18 protein-coding genes are annotated in these 19,442 nt (G+C 28.8%); 17 read left to right on the top strand and 1 reads right to left on the bottom strand.

The window, feature by feature from the left end; all coding sequences use genetic code 11:
• Positions 1-145: 145 nt before the first annotated feature.
• The 9 genes from GOQ27_RS03900 to GOQ27_RS03860 all read left to right on the top strand — a co-directional run bounded on the left by GOQ27_RS03900 (position 146) and on the right by GOQ27_RS03860 (position 7,656).
• On the top strand, positions 146-1,762 hold the full coding sequence (locus GOQ27_RS03900) for a putative polysaccharide biosynthesis protein (RefSeq protein WP_203365517.1): 1,617 nt from the start codon (positions 146-148) through the stop codon (positions 1,760-1,762).
• 77 nt (positions 1,763-1,839) lie between these two features.
• On the top strand, positions 1,840-3,438 hold the full coding sequence (locus GOQ27_RS03895) for a putative polysaccharide biosynthesis protein (RefSeq protein ID WP_203365516.1): 1,599 nt from the start codon (positions 1,840-1,842) through the stop codon (positions 3,436-3,438).
• 33 nt (positions 3,439-3,471) lie between these two features.
• Positions 3,472-4,950 carry a bifunctional methyltransferase/pyrophosphohydrolase YabN gene (yabN, locus tag GOQ27_RS03890; RefSeq protein WP_203365515.1) on the top strand — a complete coding sequence of 493 codons (1,479 nt, stop codon included), beginning with the start codon at positions 3,472-3,474 and terminating at the stop codon, positions 4,948-4,950.
• 123 nt (positions 4,951-5,073) lie between these two features.
• Complete coding sequence (locus tag GOQ27_RS03885; protein WP_484477102.1) at positions 5,074-5,376, top strand: HU family DNA-binding protein; 303 nt, start codon at positions 5,074-5,076, stop codon at positions 5,374-5,376.
• A gap of 74 nt (positions 5,377-5,450) precedes the next feature.
• Positions 5,451-5,693, top strand: coding sequence for an RNA-binding S4 domain-containing protein (locus GOQ27_RS03880; RefSeq protein ID WP_203365513.1), 243 nt, complete (start codon positions 5,451-5,453; stop codon positions 5,691-5,693).
• 100 nt (positions 5,694-5,793) lie between these two features.
• On the top strand, positions 5,794-6,072 hold the full coding sequence (gene yabP / locus GOQ27_RS03875; RefSeq protein ID WP_203365512.1) for a sporulation protein YabP: 279 nt from the start codon (positions 5,794-5,796) through the stop codon (positions 6,070-6,072).
• A gap of 66 nt (positions 6,073-6,138) precedes the next feature.
• Complete coding sequence (gene yabQ / locus GOQ27_RS03870) at positions 6,139-6,648, top strand: spore cortex biosynthesis protein YabQ (RefSeq protein WP_203365511.1); 510 nt, start codon at positions 6,139-6,141, stop codon at positions 6,646-6,648.
• 129 nt (positions 6,649-6,777) lie between these two features.
• Positions 6,778-7,167: an FtsB family cell division protein gene (locus GOQ27_RS03865; RefSeq protein WP_203365510.1), complete on the top strand. Its 390-nt coding sequence runs from the start codon at positions 6,778-6,780 to the stop codon at positions 7,165-7,167.
• Positions 7,168-7,254: 87 nt separating this feature from the next.
• On the top strand, positions 7,255-7,656 hold the full coding sequence (locus GOQ27_RS03860; RefSeq protein WP_203365509.1) for a S1 RNA-binding domain-containing protein: 402 nt from the start codon (positions 7,255-7,257) through the stop codon (positions 7,654-7,656).
• 82 nt (positions 7,657-7,738) lie between these two features.
• Here the strand turns inward: GOQ27_RS03860 and GOQ27_RS03855 are convergent, their stop codons facing one another.
• A complete protein-coding gene (locus GOQ27_RS03855) occupies positions 7,739-8,983 on the bottom strand; it encodes an MDR family MFS transporter (protein WP_203365508.1) in 1,245 nt (414 codons plus the stop codon).
• 302 nt (positions 8,984-9,285) lie between these two features.
• Between GOQ27_RS03855 and spoIIE the strand changes: the two genes are divergently transcribed.
• The 8 genes from spoIIE to GOQ27_RS03815 all read left to right on the top strand — a co-directional run bounded on the left by spoIIE (position 9,286) and on the right by GOQ27_RS03815 (position 19,437).
• A complete protein-coding gene (gene spoIIE / locus GOQ27_RS03850) occupies positions 9,286-11,670 on the top strand; it encodes a stage II sporulation protein E (protein ID WP_203365507.1) in 2,385 nt (794 codons plus the stop codon).
• 81 nt (positions 11,671-11,751) lie between these two features.
• Entirely contained in the window at positions 11,752-12,450 is a 699-nt protein-coding gene (locus tag GOQ27_RS03845) for a vWA domain-containing protein (RefSeq protein ID WP_203365506.1), read from the top strand.
• A gap of 51 nt (positions 12,451-12,501) precedes the next feature.
• A complete protein-coding gene (locus GOQ27_RS03840; protein WP_203365505.1) occupies positions 12,502-13,377 on the top strand; it encodes a protein kinase domain-containing protein in 876 nt (291 codons plus the stop codon).
• A gap of 12 nt (positions 13,378-13,389) precedes the next feature.
• Positions 13,390-14,769: a tRNA lysidine(34) synthetase TilS gene (gene tilS, locus GOQ27_RS03835; RefSeq protein ID WP_203365504.1), complete on the top strand. Its 1,380-nt coding sequence runs from the start codon at positions 13,390-13,392 to the stop codon at positions 14,767-14,769.
• Positions 14,770-14,779: 10 nt separating this feature from the next.
• Positions 14,780-15,319: a hypoxanthine phosphoribosyltransferase gene (hpt, locus tag GOQ27_RS03830; protein ID WP_203365503.1), complete on the top strand. Its 540-nt coding sequence runs from the start codon at positions 14,780-14,782 to the stop codon at positions 15,317-15,319.
• 77 nt (positions 15,320-15,396) lie between these two features.
• Positions 15,397-17,250, top strand: a complete 1,854-nt coding sequence (gene ftsH / locus GOQ27_RS03825; RefSeq protein ID WP_203365502.1) for an ATP-dependent zinc metalloprotease FtsH — start codon at positions 15,397-15,399, stop codon at positions 17,248-17,250.
• Positions 17,251-17,345: 95 nt separating this feature from the next.
• On the top strand, positions 17,346-17,729 hold the full coding sequence (locus tag GOQ27_RS03820; protein WP_203365501.1) for a thioesterase family protein: 384 nt from the start codon (positions 17,346-17,348) through the stop codon (positions 17,727-17,729).
• Between the two features lie 322 nt (positions 17,730-18,051).
• Positions 18,052-19,437 carry an aspartate-alanine antiporter-like transporter gene (locus GOQ27_RS03815; protein WP_350445872.1) on the top strand — a complete coding sequence of 462 codons (1,386 nt, stop codon included), beginning with the start codon at positions 18,052-18,054 and terminating at the stop codon, positions 19,435-19,437.
• Positions 19,438-19,442 lie beyond the last annotated feature (5 nt).

Raw genomic sequence — 19,442 nt, 5'->3', positions numbered from 1 at the left:
CAATGGTAGGTTTTTTACTATGAAATAATAAAGAGTATATTATTCTTACCAAATTAATATATATCTTTTAGTCCTATAAAGTTTCTGATATAATCTAAGTATTGATTTTTAACATTAGATAATCAACCTAGGAGGTAAAAGGTAAATGAGTAAGAGTAATTTCTTAAAAGGAGCTGCGATATTAGGTATAGCAGGCTTCATAGTAAAAATATTAGGAGCAATATATAGAATACCTATAGCAAATATGATTGGTGATACGGGTATGGGATATTATCAATCAGCATACCCATTGTATACTTTAATGTTTGCATTATCTACAGCAGGAATACCTGTAGCTATAGCAAAAATAGTATCAGAAAAGAATGCATTAGGAGATTATAGAGGGGCTCAAAGAGTATTTAAAATCTCATTTATAGGCCTTGCAATTGGTGGAATATTAACTTCATCTTTTGTATTTATTGGAGCAAAGTTTATTGCTGATAAAGTAGGTAATTCAAATTCATATTATGCGATGTTAGCTCTTGCACCAGCACTTTTATTTACACCTATAATGTCTGCATTTAGAGGATATTTTCAAGGCAGACAGGATATGACTCCTACAGCAGTATCACAGGTAATTGAGCAGTTATCTCGTGTAAGTGTGGGATTGATATTAGTATCTGTTTTACTAAAATTAGATAAAGGACTTCCTATGGCGGCAGGAGGGGCATCCTTTGGAGCCTCAGCAGGAGCACTTTTAGGGACTATAACTATATTATATATATATTTTAAAAGAAGAAGAAAAATAAGAAGAGAGATAAGAAAATCTCCAAGATTTGATAAAGAAAGTACAAACAAAATAATAAAGGACATCTTGTCGATAGCTATACCCATAACTATCGGAGCTTCTGTTATTCCCTTATTTGGAACGATAGATGTAGCTATTGTAATGAGACGTTTGCAGGATATAGGATATACTGAAGTGGAAGCCTCTGGCTTATATGGTCAACTTACAGGTATGGCCCAAACTTTGATAAACTTCCCTCAAGTTTTTTCAGTGGCAATAGCTGCTAGTTTAGTACCAGCTATCTCTACTGCATTTGCTCGAAGGGATTTTAGGGAAATAAGAAAAACAACCACATCTGGATTTAGGGTTACTTTACTGATAGGATTACCCGCTGCCATGGGACTTTTCGTATTAGCTAATCCTATAGTAAAACTGTTGTATTTTAGCAATCCTATTGAAGTACAAGAAAGTGCGGGATCAATACTGCAAGTATTAGCTTTTAGTGTAATATTCTTGACCCTTGTTCAATCATTAACTGCAATATTACAAGGTATGGGTAAACCATTTATACCAGTCAGGAACCTTATCATTGGTGCATTAGTGAAAGTAGTTATTGTATACGTTCTAACTGGAATTCCAGAAATAGGTATTAAAGGAGCAGCTATAAGTACTATAACCGCCTATTCTATAGCAGCTATTTTGAATTTTATTGCTGTTAAACGATATACTAAAATTAAATTTAATATAATAAATATGGTAATCAAACCTATAGCATCAGTAGCTATTATGACTATTATAGTATGGTTTTCATATAATATAACTAACTCAATGATTGGAAATAAACTAGCTACATTAGTAGCTATTGGATTTGGTGGTATAAGTTATGGATTGGCTCTATTAATGACTGGAGCAATAACTAGTAGAGACTTTGAATTACTTCCCGGTGGAAATAAATTATCAATAAAATTAAGAAGAATTGGTCTATTAAGAAAGTAAACAGCTGATATTCTCAGCTGTTTTTTCTTTGTGTATTGTAGGCTATTAAGGATATAATAATATATGGAGGCAATCAAATGAAAAACAAGTTCATAAAAGGAGCTGTAATTTTAAGCTTATCTAATATTATTATAAAAGTATTGGGAGTATTTTATAGAATACCTTTAAGTCGCATACTAACTACTGTAGGGATTGGATATGCTACGATAGCCAATGATATATATAATCTGTTTATTGGACTTTCTACCTCTGGGATAAATATTGCTATTGCTAAATTAGTATCTGAGAGGTTAGCAAAGAATGATTATTATGGTGCAAAGAGGGTTTTTGAAATAGCTTTATTAATAGGAACAATAGTTGGCTTAATTTTATCAATTTTATTGTTTATTAGTGGAGACTTATTAACTAAATTTTTAAAAAATGATAATGTGTATTACTCGATTATAGCTCTAGCTCCAGGATTACTCTTTGTACCAATAATGTCTTCTTTTAGAGGATATTTTCAAGGTCACAATAATATGATTCATACAGCTGTTTCCCAAATAATAGAACAAGTATTTAGGATATTCTCTGGATTGTTATTAGGTTGGATCTTCATAACTAAAGGAATAGATATTGCTTCTGGAGGGGTATCTTTAGGGGTATCTATTGCTGCATTTTCAGCATTATTATATATGGCAATTGTATATGTTTTTCATAGAAAAAAAAGAGATCATAGGTATATAAGATCAGAAAAGGATGAATCAGAAACTAATAAAGCTATCATAATGGAAATATTAAAAATATCTGTGCCTCTATCTTTAGGAGCCATAGCGATGCCTCTAATAAGTTTTATAGAAAAGGCTATGATAACTAGGAGACTATTAACTTTAGGCTTTTTAAAGGAGGATGCAGCGGATTTAATTGGACAAATAGCTTTAGGAAGAATAGTACTTAACTTTCCTTTAATTTTTTCTATATCTTTATCCACCAGTTTATTACCAGTTATTTCAGAATATATGACAAATAAAAATAAAGAAGATTTAAATAAAACAATTAAATCTTCTTTATTTATTATAATATTGATTGGATTACCCTCTTCTTTGGGTATATGGGTATTATCTAAGCCAATTATACAGTTGCTATTTTCTACATCTACTAATGACATAGAGTTAACATCAAAGCTCCTGTCAATATCGTCAATAAGTGTTATTTTTATTATGGTAACCCAATGTATGAATGTATATCTAAACGGCTTAGGAAAGGTTCATATACCAATAAGAAACATAATGATTTCGGGAGTATTTAAATTAATTTTGACTTATATATTATTAAGTTATAGAATGATTGCGATGTATGGGTCAGTTATTAGTACAATAATTTTCTATATTATTATAGTAATCCTTGATTTTATTGCAATCAAGCAATATACTAATATAGAGATTGATATACAAAAACTTATTCTAAAGCCACTAATATCATCAATAATAATGGGTTATATAGTTTTTATAACTAAGTATATTATTCTACAGGATGTAAAGAATATACTATCAATTGCTATATCTGTAGTAATTGGGGTATTAGTATATAGTATCCTAATATTTAAGTTTATTGGTATAGAAGAAAGATATTTATCTTTTTTACCTTACCATGAGCAAATAATACCTATTTTAAAAAGAATACATTTATTAGATTAGAATTTTATATTAATTAGGATGGGGAGGGATGTTATGGCTATAATAAATATTATAGGATTGGGATTTGGAGATACTAACAGGATGACCCTTCATAGTATAGAATCAATAAAAAAATATAAAAATTTTTTTAGAACAGAAAAAAGTCCTATTATAGAGTATTTAAAAAACAATAATATATATTATGAAAGCTATGACAGCATATATCAAGATTTAGAAAGTTTTGAAGATGTATATGAATACATAGTGAATGACTTAGTTCAAAAGTCTAAAGAATACTCTACTATTAATTATTGTGCTCCTGGTAGTCCTACTTTATCTGACAAGGTTACAGAGATATTATTAGATGGTAAAGATAAATTAGGAGTCCAGGTACGAATAATTGATAATTCGGGAATGTTAGAAGCTGTATATAATGTATTGGGTAAATCAATGAAAAATGGTATCAAGTTAGTTGATAGTCTAGATATTAAATCTACAGATATAGATATCAATAGTGATTTTATAATTACTCAAGTATATGACCAGCTTATTGCATCGGAAGTAAAAATATATTTAGAAGAAATATATACTGATGAATATCCTATAAAAGTAATAAATGATTTCGAAGATGTTGGAGGTATAAAAAGTATACCCTTATACCAATTAGATAGGATTAAAGAGTATAATCATATGACTGTTGTGTATATTCCATGTAATGAAACAGAAAAAAATATCTATGATATGAATAATCTTGTAGATATAATGGAAACATTAAGAAGTGAGAAGGGTTGTCTATGGGATATTAAGCAAAGTCATCAGTCTTTAAGGGAATATGCTATAGAAGAAGCCTATGAGGTTGTGGATGCAATAGATAAAGATGATATGTCTTTATTAGAAGAAGAACTAGGCGATTTATTATTACAAGTAGTATTTCATAGTCAAATAGCCCGAGAAGAGGGATATTTTAACATATGGAATGTTATAACATCAATTTCAAAAAAATTAATATATAGACATCCCCATGTTTTTGAAGATTTTCAAGCTAAAGATATAAAGCAAGCCAATGAAAATTGGGATTATATGAAGAATAAATCTAAAAATATAACAAGTCCTACTGAAAGTATGATAGATATACCAAAAGGATTGCCTTCATTATTAAAATCTTATAAAGTTCAAAAAAAAGCATCTAAAGTAGGTTTTGATTGGGATAATAAGGAAGATGCTTATAAAAAGGTAGAAGAAGAAATAGATGAACTTAAAGAGGCTATAGATAATAATAAAGTAGATGAAATAGAAGAGGAATTTGGAGATGTATTATTTGCTTTAGTGAACTATGGTAGGTTTTTAAATATTAATCCAGAAACAGCTCTAAATAATACAATAAATAAGTTTATACAAAGATTTAAGTATATAGAAGATAGCAGCAAAAACATTGGGAAACAAATGGAAGAAATGTCTTTAAAAGAAATGGATTTGCTGTGGAATAGGGCTAAATACTTAAAAAACACAAAAAAAGACAAAAATTATTCATAAAAAGAAGGAATTTCACAAAAAAACTAGAATATGCTATTTAAAGCATTTTTTAATCCATCAAAATGGAAGAAGATGTTTGAAATCTATTTTCCATAAAATGGATTGCATAATATTAAATACTTAATGAAATATAAGGAGGAATTATTAATGAACAAAGCAGAATTAATTACAAGTATGGCAGAGAAAAGTGGTTTAACTAAGAAGGACGCAGAAGGTGCATTAAATGCATTCATGAATAGCGTTGAGGAAGCTTTAGTTAAAGAAGAAAAAGTTCAATTAGTTGGTTTTGGAACTTTCGAAGTTAGAGAAAGAAAAGCTAGAGAGGGAAGAAATCCAAGAAATCCTAAAGAGAAGATTCAAATACCAGCATCAAAAGCTCCAGTATTTAAAGCTGGAAAGACTTTAAAAGAGTCTGTTAATAAGTAATTAATATTTATGAAAAAGAAAAATCAGGTCTTTGACCTGATTTTTCTTTAATCATTAAATTGGGGAGGAATATCATGAGAGTAGATAAATTCCTAAAGAATTCAAGGATAATAAAACGTAGAACAGTTGCCAAAGAAGCCTGTGACACTGGAAGAGTATTTGTAAATGATAAAGAAGCTAAAGCAGGAACAGAGGTAATTGAAGGAGATAAAGTTGAAATAAACTTTGGTAATAATACTATGAAAATTGAAGTATTAGAATTATTAGAACATGCTCCTAAAGACAAATCCCAAGAAATGTATAAAGTTATTACATAAAAAGATCCAATAAATCATCAGATTTATTGGATGTTTTTATGTAATAATATATAAAAGATTTTCATATGTTAATACATAGGGAATAATGGGAGGGGATATTATGGAAGATAAAATTAAATCACAAAATCTCATTCTAGAAGATAGAGAAAGATTAAGTATTTCAGGAGTAGAACATGTAGAGAGTTTTAATGAAAATCAAATTATTGTTGACACGGCAAGAGGTTCCTTGGTCATTAAAGGAGAATCTTTAAATATAAGCAAACTAAATTTGGAGGATGGGAATGTAAAAATAGAAGGTATGATCGAATCTCTAATATATAGTAATAAATCTTCTTCTAGTTCCAAAGGTAATGGGTTTTTAGGTAAAATGTTTAAATAAACCGATGGTTTTAACCATTGGTTTAATTTTTGATTGGTTTTTATTGTTTTTAATTGGGGGAGTATTATGGAAAATTTAGTATCAAATCAATTTCATGTATTTCTTACAACGTTATATGGAGGTCTTATAATAGGATTTATTTATGACCTATATAGAATATTTAGATACTATTGTCAACCTAAGAAAGTTGCTACTTTTATAGAAGACACCATATTTTGGATAATAATATCAATAACTACTCTAGTATTATTGTTCTATAGTAATTGGGCACAATTAAGATGGTATATTTTTTTAGGTTTTATTATAGGTTTTTTTCTTTATAGAAAACTATTAAGTGATATTATAATCAAAATTTTAAATTATATATTTGGAAAAATTATTAATTTAATAAAAAAAATAGTATATATTGTTCTTTATCCGATAAGAATAGTTATTAAGCTATTATCAAAACCAACAAATAAAATTTTTAATAAGGGAAGAAGAGGGTATAAAAAAGCAAGAAGATATTTTAAAATTCCAGGAATAATCACAAAAGATTATAAAAAACAGTTGAAAAATTTAATTAAGAAAAAATAGTTTCTTAAAAAACTTAAAAAACAGGGACAAAGTTCTATATTTTATACCTTTAAAAAATGGAAGGTTTAACATATAATATAATTATAAAGGTAAAAAGATTTTAAATTAATAGAATAGAGGACGAAGGTCATGAAAAAAAAGAAGAGAAAAAAATTTAAAATCAAATATATTGTAATGCTTGGCTTAGCAATTTATTTAGGTAGTATCTTTATAAGACAAGAGTTTGAAATAAATAAAATTCAAGCTAAAATTCAAGAAAAAGAAAAACAAAAGGAAACTTTGGATAAGTACATAGAAGATAATACTAAGAAAGCTGAATACTTAAACAAGATATCTTCATCTAAAGATCCTATTAAATATATAGAGTCCCTTGATAATGAGGAACAAATTAAAGAGTATGAAAGTATAATAGAATATATAGAGAATATGGCAAGAGAAGAACTTTATATGGTTAAGCCTAATGAAATAATATATATAGATAAGAAAAAAGTAAATAATATTTTTAAAGATAACCCTTAAACAATCACTTATATTGACATATAATTAATCTTAATATATACTTTAGTAGATTAATAGTTATATTTTAAAAGGAGGAGTATTATATTTATGCCCGTTAAAGTAGGAAATGTAGTTGAAGGAACTGTAACTGGAATAACTAATTTTGGTGCATTTATTCAACTACCAGAAGGAGAAACAGGATTAGTACACATTTCTGAAGTTTCTGATGATTACGTTAAAGACATCAATAATTACCTTAAAAAGAATCAAAAGGTTAAGGTTAAAGTATTATCTGTAGAAAAAGGAAAGATTAGTTTATCTATTAGACAAGCTAAACCTAAAACAAATAAACCTGCTGAAATTGATTGGTCAAATAAAGAGGACCATAAGATGAAAAGAATGTCTTTTGAAGACAAACTTTCAAAGTTCTTAAAAGATAGCACTGAGAGACAAGACCAGATTAAATCAAGAGATTCAAAAAAAGGTATGGGTTCTAAAGGTATAAAATAATCTAGATTTAACCAGTAAATACCGTTTTTTTATGGCTTGGAATAATTATATCAATTTTTAAATATGATAATAAACGGGCAACTTATATAGTTGTCCGTTTATTATCATATTTTTTTTCTTTTAAATATAAAACAAACATTAGTGAAGATCCAATGATAGCAAGTAATGCTGTAATAGGCCATACAGCTTTTACACCATTATTTTCTATAAATCCTCCCATTATTAAGGGGCTTAATGCCCATCCAGAGCCTGTTATAATAGGAAGTACGGCATTGAATCTACCCCTATGACTCATGGGGGCATGATTAGCAATATATATTCCAGAGTTAGTAACTTGCAATATCTCTCCTAATGTCCATATACCAGTAGAAATTATAAAAAGAGGAACACTTTTTATGAAGTAAATCATACCAAAACCTATAAAACACATTAAACCAGCAATTACAATATTTAATATTGGTTTTAATTTTTTTGTTATACTTGTTAAAAATAAAGTCATAAGAAGTACCACTACTGCATTGGTTGTCATTAAAGTTCCAAATATTTTTGTTCCTACATCTCCATAGATGTTATCTATTTGCAGGGGGAGTGCGAAGGCATGTTGAGCAAATACGAAGGAATATATTGTGGAAACTAAAGCAAATGCTAGTAAAGCGGGACGTCTCATAAATACTTCTAATAAGTTACCATCTTCCGTTCTTTCATCGGAATTTAATTCTTTACCTTTTTCTATTTCATCTTTCGAAGGTATAGATTCTTCTACAAAAATCACTACTAAAATCAAAGAAAGAATGGTTGTTATAGCATCCCCTAAAAAAATCCATTCTATATAGTTCTTATAAAGAAAACCAGCAATTAATGGACCAAAGGCAAAGCCAACATTTATTCCTAGATATAAAAGAGAAAAAGCACTTTTTCTATTGGTTGTATTAGTTAGATCTGCTACCATTGCACTATTGGCAGGTTGAGCTGCTCCACTAAAAACACCAGCTAGAATTAATAGACCAGGTATTATTAATGAATTACCTAGAAAAGCACAAGGAATAAAACATAATGCTGCTAATCCTTGAAATACGATCATGATTTTTTTTCTACCTATTCTATCAGATAAAAAACCTCCTAAAAGCGAACCTGGTATGTAAGATAGGGCAGAGGCAAATACTATATATCCTGAGGCCTTTTCTCCTAGACCTATATTCTTAGTTAGAAATATAGCCAAAAATGGAAATACAAATGCACCTAAACTATTTATAATCCGAGCAAAAAATAGTACATAGATACTTCTAGGTAAACCAATATATCCTTTTAATTCCTTCGACAAATTCATTTTGTCATACCCCCTTAAAAAAGATTTCGAAAAACTCTGTAAAATACATTTTATCATAATTTTTTTATATTAGTATATTGTTGTTTTAAATATATAATAACTATAAAATTTGTAGAATGTTTATAATTAGAGCATCAATTAGATATTTATAACAAATTATTATTAAAAAAATGGAGTATTTTATATTTTTACAGAGTTATATGTCAGAAATTTTTTTAGATTGGACAACCCTAATTGACAAATATTTCATTTATCCTCTGATACAATTAACTACACATCACACAAAGGGATGGTGGTTTCTAATGATAAATACTGAATTGAATAACCTAAGACATAAAAAAAGGCGGAGGTGGGCATCGGGACTGCTAATAGAAAACATTCATAAAAGGAGTATCACTCATGAAAATATAATATTATTTTTAATAGCCTTTTTTATAGCTAGAGCATCTATAATGGATAATTTAACACCTTTTGGTATAGCATTCATTTCTTCTTATGCTACAAAGAAAAAATCTAAAATATCTGTATTAATAGCAGCAATGTTTGGTATGGTCAGCATACATGGAGTAAATAGTTATCAATATATAATACCTATGATTTTAATATATTTTATTATAAATGTATTAAGACATAATAAATCAAATATGAGTATTTCTATAATATCTGCTTCTGTATTGGTGTTATTTAGATCAGTTATTTTATTAGGAACCAATTTTTATATGTATGATTTAATGATTTATTTATTTGAAGGGATTGCTGTATTCGCATTAACATTTATATTTACTTATAGTATAAATGCCCTTGAATCCAGTAAAGATAGACTGTTTACTAACGAAGAGATGATATCTGCGGTTATAATGATCTCGGTGGGAGTAGCTGGAATAGGAGAGATTTCTCTTTTAGGCTTATCTATAATGGATATTGTAGGCGTTTTTCTTATATTATTTTTCTCTTATACTCGAGGAATTACTATGGGGACTGTTATAGGGGTTAATATTGGATTAATAAGTTCTATGTCCCAGGTGGACATGCCATACATTATATCAATTTATGCTATAGCTGGACTTTTATCGGGCGTATTTAAAGATATAGGTAGGATTGGAATAATAATAGGTTTTGCCTTAGGAAATGTTATTATGTCTTTTTATATAAATGGGTTATCACAAGAAATTATAGGATTTAAAGAAATGATTTTAGCATCTATAATCTTCTTGTTATTATCAAATTATATATCTAAATTTGGAAATAGAATCATTGTAGGAAGTAATAGAGGATATTTGATAGAAGATGTATATAGCAATAGGATAAAAGATATGACATTTAGAAGACTAAAAGAATTTTCTACAGTTTTTAAAGAGTTATCAGATATATTTAAGAAGGTATCAGAAAGAGAAAAAATATTAGAAGAAAACGATACAACTAAGTTTATGGATTCTATTGCATCTAAGACTTGTATAAATTGTTCTATGCATAGGGTTTGCTGGGAGAATGACTTTTATAATACCTACCATTCAGTATTTAACCTTATAAATAAACTAGAAAATAAAGGATATGTAACGGAAGATGATTTACCACAATTATTAGATAAAAGATGCATCAAACCTGAAAAATTAATAGAAACCATGAACCAAATATTTAATATATATAAATTGAATTATAAATGGGAAAAGAAAATATTAGAAAGTAGACAATTAGTATCTCAGCAATTAGATGGAGTTAGTAGTATAATTAAAGACTTAGCAAAAGAGATATATACAGAAATAAGATTTAAGGAAGAGGTAGAGAGAGCAATATATAGCGAGTTAAAAAAAGAAGATATACCTACAAAGGAGATAACTGTAACAGAATCTCAAGATGGTAAATTTGAAATATATATTGATTTAAATATTACATATAACAAAGAAAGGATGATAGAAAAAGTGATAGCAATAGCCTCTGAGGTAGTAGGTTACCGATTAATTAGGGATAGGTTTTCTACTAGTGATTTAGATTATGGAAAAGGAGTTAAATTCAAGTTAATTAAATCTAACAGATATAATTCAGTTACAAAGGTAGCAAGATATCATGATAATAATAATTATATATCTGGGGATAGCTATACCTTTGGGGAGAGACAAAATAATTACTATGCAGTACTTAGTGATGGAATGGGAAGAGGAGAAAAGGCTAAAGAAGAAAGTAGTGTAGCTATTAATCTCTTAGAAAAATTTTTAGAAGCAGGCTATGATAAAGAATTAGCTTTAAGAACTATAAATTCCATATTAGTACTAAAATCCAGTGAAGAAGTTTTTACTACAATAGATATGTCAGTTTTAGATTTATATAAAGGAAATGCTCAGTTTATAAAAATAGGATCAGCCCCTACATTTATAAAAAAGAAAGATCGAGTAGAAATAATTAATTCTAATACTTTACCAGTAGGGATACTTAAAGAAGTAGATTTTAATATTTATGAAAGTAATATAGAGGATGGAGATTTTATAATAATGATGTCTGATGGAATCCTAGACTCTAATGCATCTTCTGATGATAAAGAAAGTTGGATGTCAAATATTATAAACAATATAAATAATGGAAATCCCCAAATAATAGCTGATGAAATATTAGATGAATCAATAAATATATCAGAGGAAAATAACAAAGATGATATGACCGTTTTAGTTACTAAAGTATGGAAAAAGAGATAAGGTTTTTAGCCTTATCTTTTTTGTATAGATAAATCCCTATTGGTAATAATCAAAAGTAAATAGCGATAGGGGGTAGAAGAATTGGAAAAAGAAGTTTTATTCAAACAAATAATATTAGTGACCGATGGAGAATCAAATGGTGAAGGAGATCCTATTGAAATTGCTAATATGATATCGGAGCAAGGTATAACCATAAGCACAATAGGTATCATTGGTGAAAATAGCAGTCAAAAATCTAAATATGAGGTGGAACAAATAGCAAAAATAGGTAGAGGGGTATGTGAATTAACAGAATTAAGCAAACTCCAACAAACAATGCAGATGGTAACTCAGAAATCAATTTATCAAACTATACAAACAGCAGTTAATAAAGAATTGAAATCTATAATTAATACTGAAGTTAATGATTTGAACCCTAATTCTAGAGAAAAAATTATGGATTTAATGGATAACTTATCAGATACTATTAATTTGAAATGTATTATTCTATTAGATACAAGTAAGAGCATGACAAATAAAATAAATATAGCAAAAAAAAGTATTTTGAGCTTACTTAATATACTAAATTCTAGAGAAGGAAAAAGTGAAATAGCCGTAATAGCATTTCCGCATATAGAAAGAGAAAATTATAAATTAATTTGTGACTTTACTGAAGATATAAGCTTATTAAAAGAGAGTTTAAGTATTATAACTACTTCTGGGATGACTCCTACTGCTGAAGCTTTAGAAGGAGCACTTCAGATATTAGACGGAAAATTAGAAAGCTGTTTAGTACTATAGGATTTAGGTTTTTCCTAAATCCTTATTTTATGTAAAATGAGGCAGACTGAAATGAAATATATAGATGTTGTAAAAGGAAAATGGAATAAAAATATCTACTATGTAGAGAATTGCATAGGTCAAGGTAGCGTTGGATATGTGTATAAGGTAGTGAATAAAAGAGGTGAGAAATTCGCCTTAAAATCTTCTGAAGACCTTATATCTCTTACCAAAGAATATAAGATGCTTAATAAATTTTCATATATAAGTGCTATACCTAAAGCTTACGAGTTAGATGATGGATATATACAGGGCAAAAATATACATTTCATAATCATGGAATATATAGAAGGTATATCGTTAAAAAAATATCTATTAAACAATATAAGTATTAAGAAGACTTTATCAATAATTCTAATAATTACTGAAATATTTCAACAGATATATGACTCTGGATATATATATTGGGACATTAAGTTAGAGAATATTCTAGTAGACAGAATCAATATGAGTATAAGGGTTATTGATTTTGGAGGGGTATCAAAGATAGGACAATCTATAAAAGAATATACTCCTACATATAATATTCATTGTTGGAGGGATAAACCATATTATGATGATAAAAGTTTGATATTTTCTATTAATATGATTCTTATTTCTCTCTTATATAATAAAGAATTTAATCCATTGACAAATAGTATTCAAGATATAATATATAAAATAAAGACTTCTGACTTTAATGATGGTATAAAAAAGTTGCTAATTAATGGATTAATAGGTGACTATAATATAGAGAAATATAAATATACAGTTAAGAAAATTATTCAAAAAAATATGTTTAGTAAGAGTAAGTATTGTTCAAACTGGATAGACGCTTTATATTGGGGTAGTATAGGTATGTTCATATTTTTTATTATTTTTACAGTCAAAATGTATATTTTTAAATGATAGGGTGAGGACATGTATAAAAAAGTATTAAAAACAATCAAAGAAAAAAATCTAATTAATAAAAATGATAGTGTGATAGTAGGGGTATCTGGAGGACCAGACTCCATGTTTTTATTATCAATATTATATGAGATACAAAAGATAGAAGATTTTAATATAATTGTTTGTCATGTAAATCACGGAGTAAGAGGTATAGAATCTGATCAAGATGAAGAGTTTGTAAAAAATACATGTAAAGATTTAAATATACCATTTTACTCTATAAAGGTTGATATGGATCAATATGCAAAGGAAAATAATCTAACATCTGAGGAGGCCGGAAGAGAATTAAGATATAGATTTTTTAGAAAAACATTAGCTAAATATGGTAAAGGCAGTATAGCTGTAGCCCATAATAGAAACGATCAAGCTGAAACATTATTAATGAGATTTATAAGAGGTACTGGAATAGATGGACTCAAAGGAATGGATTATAAAAACAATGATATAATAAGACCAGTATTAGATATAGCAAGAGATGATATAGAGAAATATATTGAGGATAATAAAATATCTGTAAGAATAGATAAAACTAATAAAATGGATATTTATAGAAGAAATAGTATTAGATTAAATCTCATTCCAATGATAGAGAAGGATTATAATCCTTCTATTATAGATACCCTCTATAGAACCTCGTGGATCATGGAGAGGGATTCGAATTTTATAAATGATTATACTAATGATATATTCAGAAATATTGTAAAAATTACTAGTAATAATGTACAAATAAATACTAAAGATCTAATGAAGATTCATAAAGCTATCCAATATAGGCTTATTAGACTATCTATTGAACAGGTAATAGGGCATTTAAAAGGAGTAGAAGAAGTGCATATACAATCAATAATAAATATTGCCACAAATAATACTACAGGCAAAAAAATAACAATATCTAACAATGTTGAAGCTTACATAAGTTATGACAAGCTGATTTTACAAACAAAAAAGGAAAAAGATATATCAAAAATAGACTCTATACTAGATTTGAATAATTCAAATTATATATCGGAATTAGATTTAGATATAAGGTTTGAGATAATTGAAAATAATATTGAGAATATAAAATCAAAAGATATGTTTATTAAATATTTTGATTATGATAAAATAGAAGGCGACTTATTTATTAAAAATAGAGAATCAGGGGATAGATTTAAGCCTCTAGGCATGAAAGGCACTAAAAAATTAAAGGATTATTTTATAGATGAAAAAATACCTAGAGATGAAAGAGATAGTACCCCATTGATTTATGATAAACATGGAATTTTATGGGTAGTAGGTCACAGAATAAGCGAAGATTATAAAATAGATAAAAGCACAAAAAAAGTATTAAAAATTTCAATTAATAAATAGGGGGACACTGATGAAAGAAGATATAAGAGAAGTTTTAATTAATGAAGAACAATTAAAAAATAAAGTTATGAAGTTAGGAAAGCAAATATCTAAAGACTATGAAGGCGAGAGTCTTACGGTCATATGTATCTTAAAAGGTGCAGTAATGTTTATGACGGAATTAATAAAGAATATTGAAATACCTATCGAAATAGATTTCATGGATGTATCTAGCTATGGAAACCAAACTACCTCTTCAGGAGTAGTTAAAATAATTAAAGATTTAGATTCTAGCATTGAGGGTAAGAACATATTGATAGTAGAAGATATAATCGATAGTGGATTAACTCTTAATTATCTAATGAAAATATTAAAATCTAGATCTCCAAAAAGTGTGGAGATTTGTTCATTATTAGATAAACCTGAAGGAAGAAATGTAGATATGGAGGTAAAATATGTGGGATTTATCGTGCCTGATGCTTTTCTTGTAGGATATGGGTTAGACTTTGCAGAGAAATATAGAAACCTACCATATATAGGTATACTTAAAGAGGAAATATACCTTAGCTAGACCTATTATTGTATTTTATTTTCAAATATGTTAGAATAGTTTAATACTAGTTTTGTTAATCGGAAGGAGGAGCATTTTTGAGGAAGTTTTTTAGAGGTATAAGCGCTTATTTGCTTATATTTGTAGTTATAATATTTATAGTACAATTACTATATACGGGGCAAAATAATATAGTTGAGCTAAGCTATACAGACTTGAGGCAAGAGATAGCAGACAAGAATATAAAAGAAATAACTATTATAGAAAATAAAGTTGAGGGAACATTTGATGATGAAGATAATACAAAATTCACTTCATATATCCCTGATGTAGAAAAAGAATATAAAGATGAATTAGAGAGTTTAGATGAAGGTTTAGAGATAGAAGGTGAACCTGATCCAGGAACACCATGGTTTATTAGTGCATTACCTACTATATTTATGGTTTTAATATTTGTAGTGTTTTGGTTTGTATTTATGCAACAATCTCAAGGTGGCGGAGGAAGAGTAATGTCCTTTGGGAAAAGTAAAGCTAAATTGCATAAGGAAGATCCAAAGAATAAAATCACTTTTGACGATGTAGCAGGTTTAGATGAAGAAAAAGAGGAATTAGTTGAAATAGTGGATTTCCTGAAAAGTCCAAAGAAATTTATGCATCTAGGAGCTAGAATACCTAAAGGAGTCTTAATGGTAGGACCTCCAGGAACAGGTAAAACTTACCTTTCTAAGGCTGTTTCTGGTGAAGCAGGTGTACCTTTCTTTAGTATAAGTGGATCTGACTTTGTTGAAATGTTTGTTGGAGTTGGAGCATCAAGAGTTAGAGACTTATTTGAACAAGCAAAGAAAAGTTCTCCGTGTATTGTATTTATTGATGAAATAGATGCAGTTGGTAGAAGAAGAGGTGCAGGCCTAGGTGGTGGTCATGATGAAAGAGAACAGACTTTAAATCAATTACTTGTTGAGATGGATGGATTTGGAATTAATGAAGGGATTATAATAATAGCAGCAACTAATAGACCAGATATATTAGATCCAGCTTTATTAAGACCCGGTAGATTTGATAGACAGGTCCAAGTTGGAGTTCCTGATATAAATGGTAGAGAAGCTATTCTAAAGATACATTCTAAGGGCAAGCCTTTAGCATCAAATGTGGATTTAAATGTTATTGCTAGAAGAACTATAGGATTCACACCAGCAGATTTAGAGAACTTAATGAATGAAGCAGCTTTATTATCTGCTAGAGAAGATTTAAAAGAAATACCTATGCATGTATTAGAGGAAGCAATCACTAAAGTTATTGCTGGACCAGAAAAGCGTAGTAGAGTAAGAAGTGAGAAGGAAAATAAACTTACTGCTTATCATGAAGCTGGTCATGCAGTTGTAGGGAAATTACTACCAAATACTGATCCTGTTCATATGGTTACTATAATGCCTAGAGGTAGAGCAGGAGGATTCACTATGAGTCTTCCAAAAGAAGATAGAAGCTATATGTCAAAAACAGAGATGGAAGAAAAAATAGTAGAGTTACTTGGTGGTAGAGTTGCTGAAAAATTAATTCTTAATGATATAAGCACTGGAGCATCGAATGATATCGAAAGAGCTACTAAAATAGCTAGAGATATGGTGACTCACTATGGTATGAGTGATAAGCTTGGACCTATGACCTATGGAAAAGATGATAGTGAAGTTTTCCTAGGAAGGGATATAGGAAGAAGCAAAGATTATAGTGAAGAAGTTGCAGCAGAAATAGATCATGAAATGAAGAGAATAATAGAGGTAGCTTATACACAAGCAGAGCAATTGCTTACTAAAAATATAGATAAACTTCATGAAGTGGCTCAAAAATTATTAGAACAAGAAACATTAAACGAGAAAGAATTTAATAATATTTTTGACAAAATTGATTTAGATAAGACTTCAAATAATGAAGATATAGATAATAATGAAAAGTAATATATAAAATGGTCACCTAGGTGACCATTTTTTCTTTTTCTTATAATTAAAATTAGGTTATAATATATATATTAAAACACATGAGGAGTGATGATATGGAATTTAATTTAGAATTAAATATGAAAGGTGAATCTGAGGATATAGTTGTAGAAGAAAACACTGCTGCAAAATTCGGAAGTGGGAGCATATATGTATATGCTACACCAATGATGATTGGGTTAATGGAAAATGCCGCTTTAAACTCAGTAGAGGAAGCATTAGGCGAAGAATACTCTACTGTTGGTATCAATGTTAATGTAGATCATATATCGGCAACCCCCTTAGGTAAAAGAGTAAGTGCAGAAGCTATACTTACAAAAATAGAGGGTAAAAAATTATATTTCAATGTTACAGCATATGATGAAGACAAGAAAATAGGAGAAGGAACTCATACAAGATATATTATTAATGTGAAAAAGTTCTTAGACAAACTAAAGTAGTCGTAATTTCCCGGGAAATGTATATGAATGTCGAACAATACATAAGTAACAGATTAAATAGATCAGTAAGAAATTTTACTTGATTTATACCTAATTATTTATTATAATTAAATATATAGAAGTTAAGAAAATTTAATAAAGATACCATATAGTTATGGTGATAAAACAAAATTTTATCAAAAAATGACTATAGCACGGTAGTCTATGGTGTATACCTTAGTCTTACTGTGCTTTTTTATTGTCATTAAACTTTGTTAAAAAAATATCTAAAGGAGGTGACTTATTAAGTCCTTATATTGCAAATAAAAAAGGGGGAATGAGTGTGAATTATCAATTTTTCAACTTTGTAGGATGGATAACCAATCCTTTTATATTAATGTTTTTGGCTGTATTTACTGGACTCCTCTTTGGGAAAATTAAATTTGGAAGATTTAACTTTGGGGTGTCAGGAACTTTGTTTACAGGAATAATTATTGGATGGATAATAACCAAATATGCAAATGGTTTTTCTGAAAGTTCTATAGGATATAGTTCAGCTCAAAGCATGTTATCAGTAGGAGTAATTCCTAAAAACTTTTTTAGCTTGTTTTTAATATTATTTGTAGCAGCAGTAGGCTTATTAGCAGCAAAGGATATGAATGTTGTTATTAAGAAATATGGTGCAAAGTTTATTTTATTAGGCATTGTGATTACTTGTATATCCGCAGGAGCGACATATGCAATGACACTTTTAAGTGAGGATTCAGACCCTTATGAAGTTGCAGGGGTATATACGGGAGCATTAACTAGTTCTCCTGGATTAGCAGCAGCTATAGAAACTGCTACTGATCATGCTACTGAAAAGATTGAGTCATTTAATGAAATGAATGATAATGAAAAGAAAAAAATAGCTAAAGAACTAGGAATAGCTACAGAAGTAAGTACTGAATCAGATTTTCAACTAACTACAGAACAAAAGAAGGAATTTATCAAAAATGCAGAAGCAGGGATTGGTACGGGTCATGCAATTGGATATCCTTTTGGTGTTCTTATAGTTATACTTGCAGTTAATTTCTTTCCTAATATATTTAGAATAGATGTAGAAAAGGAAAGAGAATTATATAGAGCAGAAATGGCTGCTGCTAGAAAGTCAGCAAATATAAAAGAAATAAATACTGTTAGCTTTGATTTGATTGCTTTTACTGTGGCTTGTCTATTTGGTTATACTATAGGACAAATAACTATTCCTCTTGGACTATTAGGAGATTTTAGTTTAGGTTCTACTGGGGGTGTACTTATAGGATCTTTAGTATTAGGATATATCGGTAAAATAGGTTCTCTACATTTTAGAATGGATAGTAAGATTCTTAGTGTTGTAAGACAATTATCATTAGCATTTTTCCTTGGGATAGTTGGACTTAGGTATGGGTTTACAGTTATTAATTCTGTTGTGAGTTCAACTGCGGGAGCATATTTAGCATTAGTATCAGTAGTAGTAGGTGTTGTAGGTATGCTTATAGGATTCTTTATAGGAAGATATGTATTTAAGTTGAATTGGCTTATGTTATCAGGAGCAATATGTGGAGGTATGACATCTACACCAGGATTAGGAGCAGCAATAGAAGCTGCAGGAACTGATGAACCGGCAGCTGGTTATGGAGCTACCTATCCCTTTGCATTACTTGGTATGGTATTATTTACAATTATTCTTCACAAATTACCCATGTAGCTTTT

It is taken from the genome of Anaeromonas frigoriresistens, assembly GCF_016820655.1.
GTDB classification, from domain to species: domain Bacteria; phylum Bacillota; class Clostridia; order Tissierellales; family SIT17; genus Anaeromonas; species Anaeromonas frigoriresistens.
Note: the sequence above shows the minus strand (reverse complement) of the source record. Positions and strands in the feature narration are given on the sequence as shown.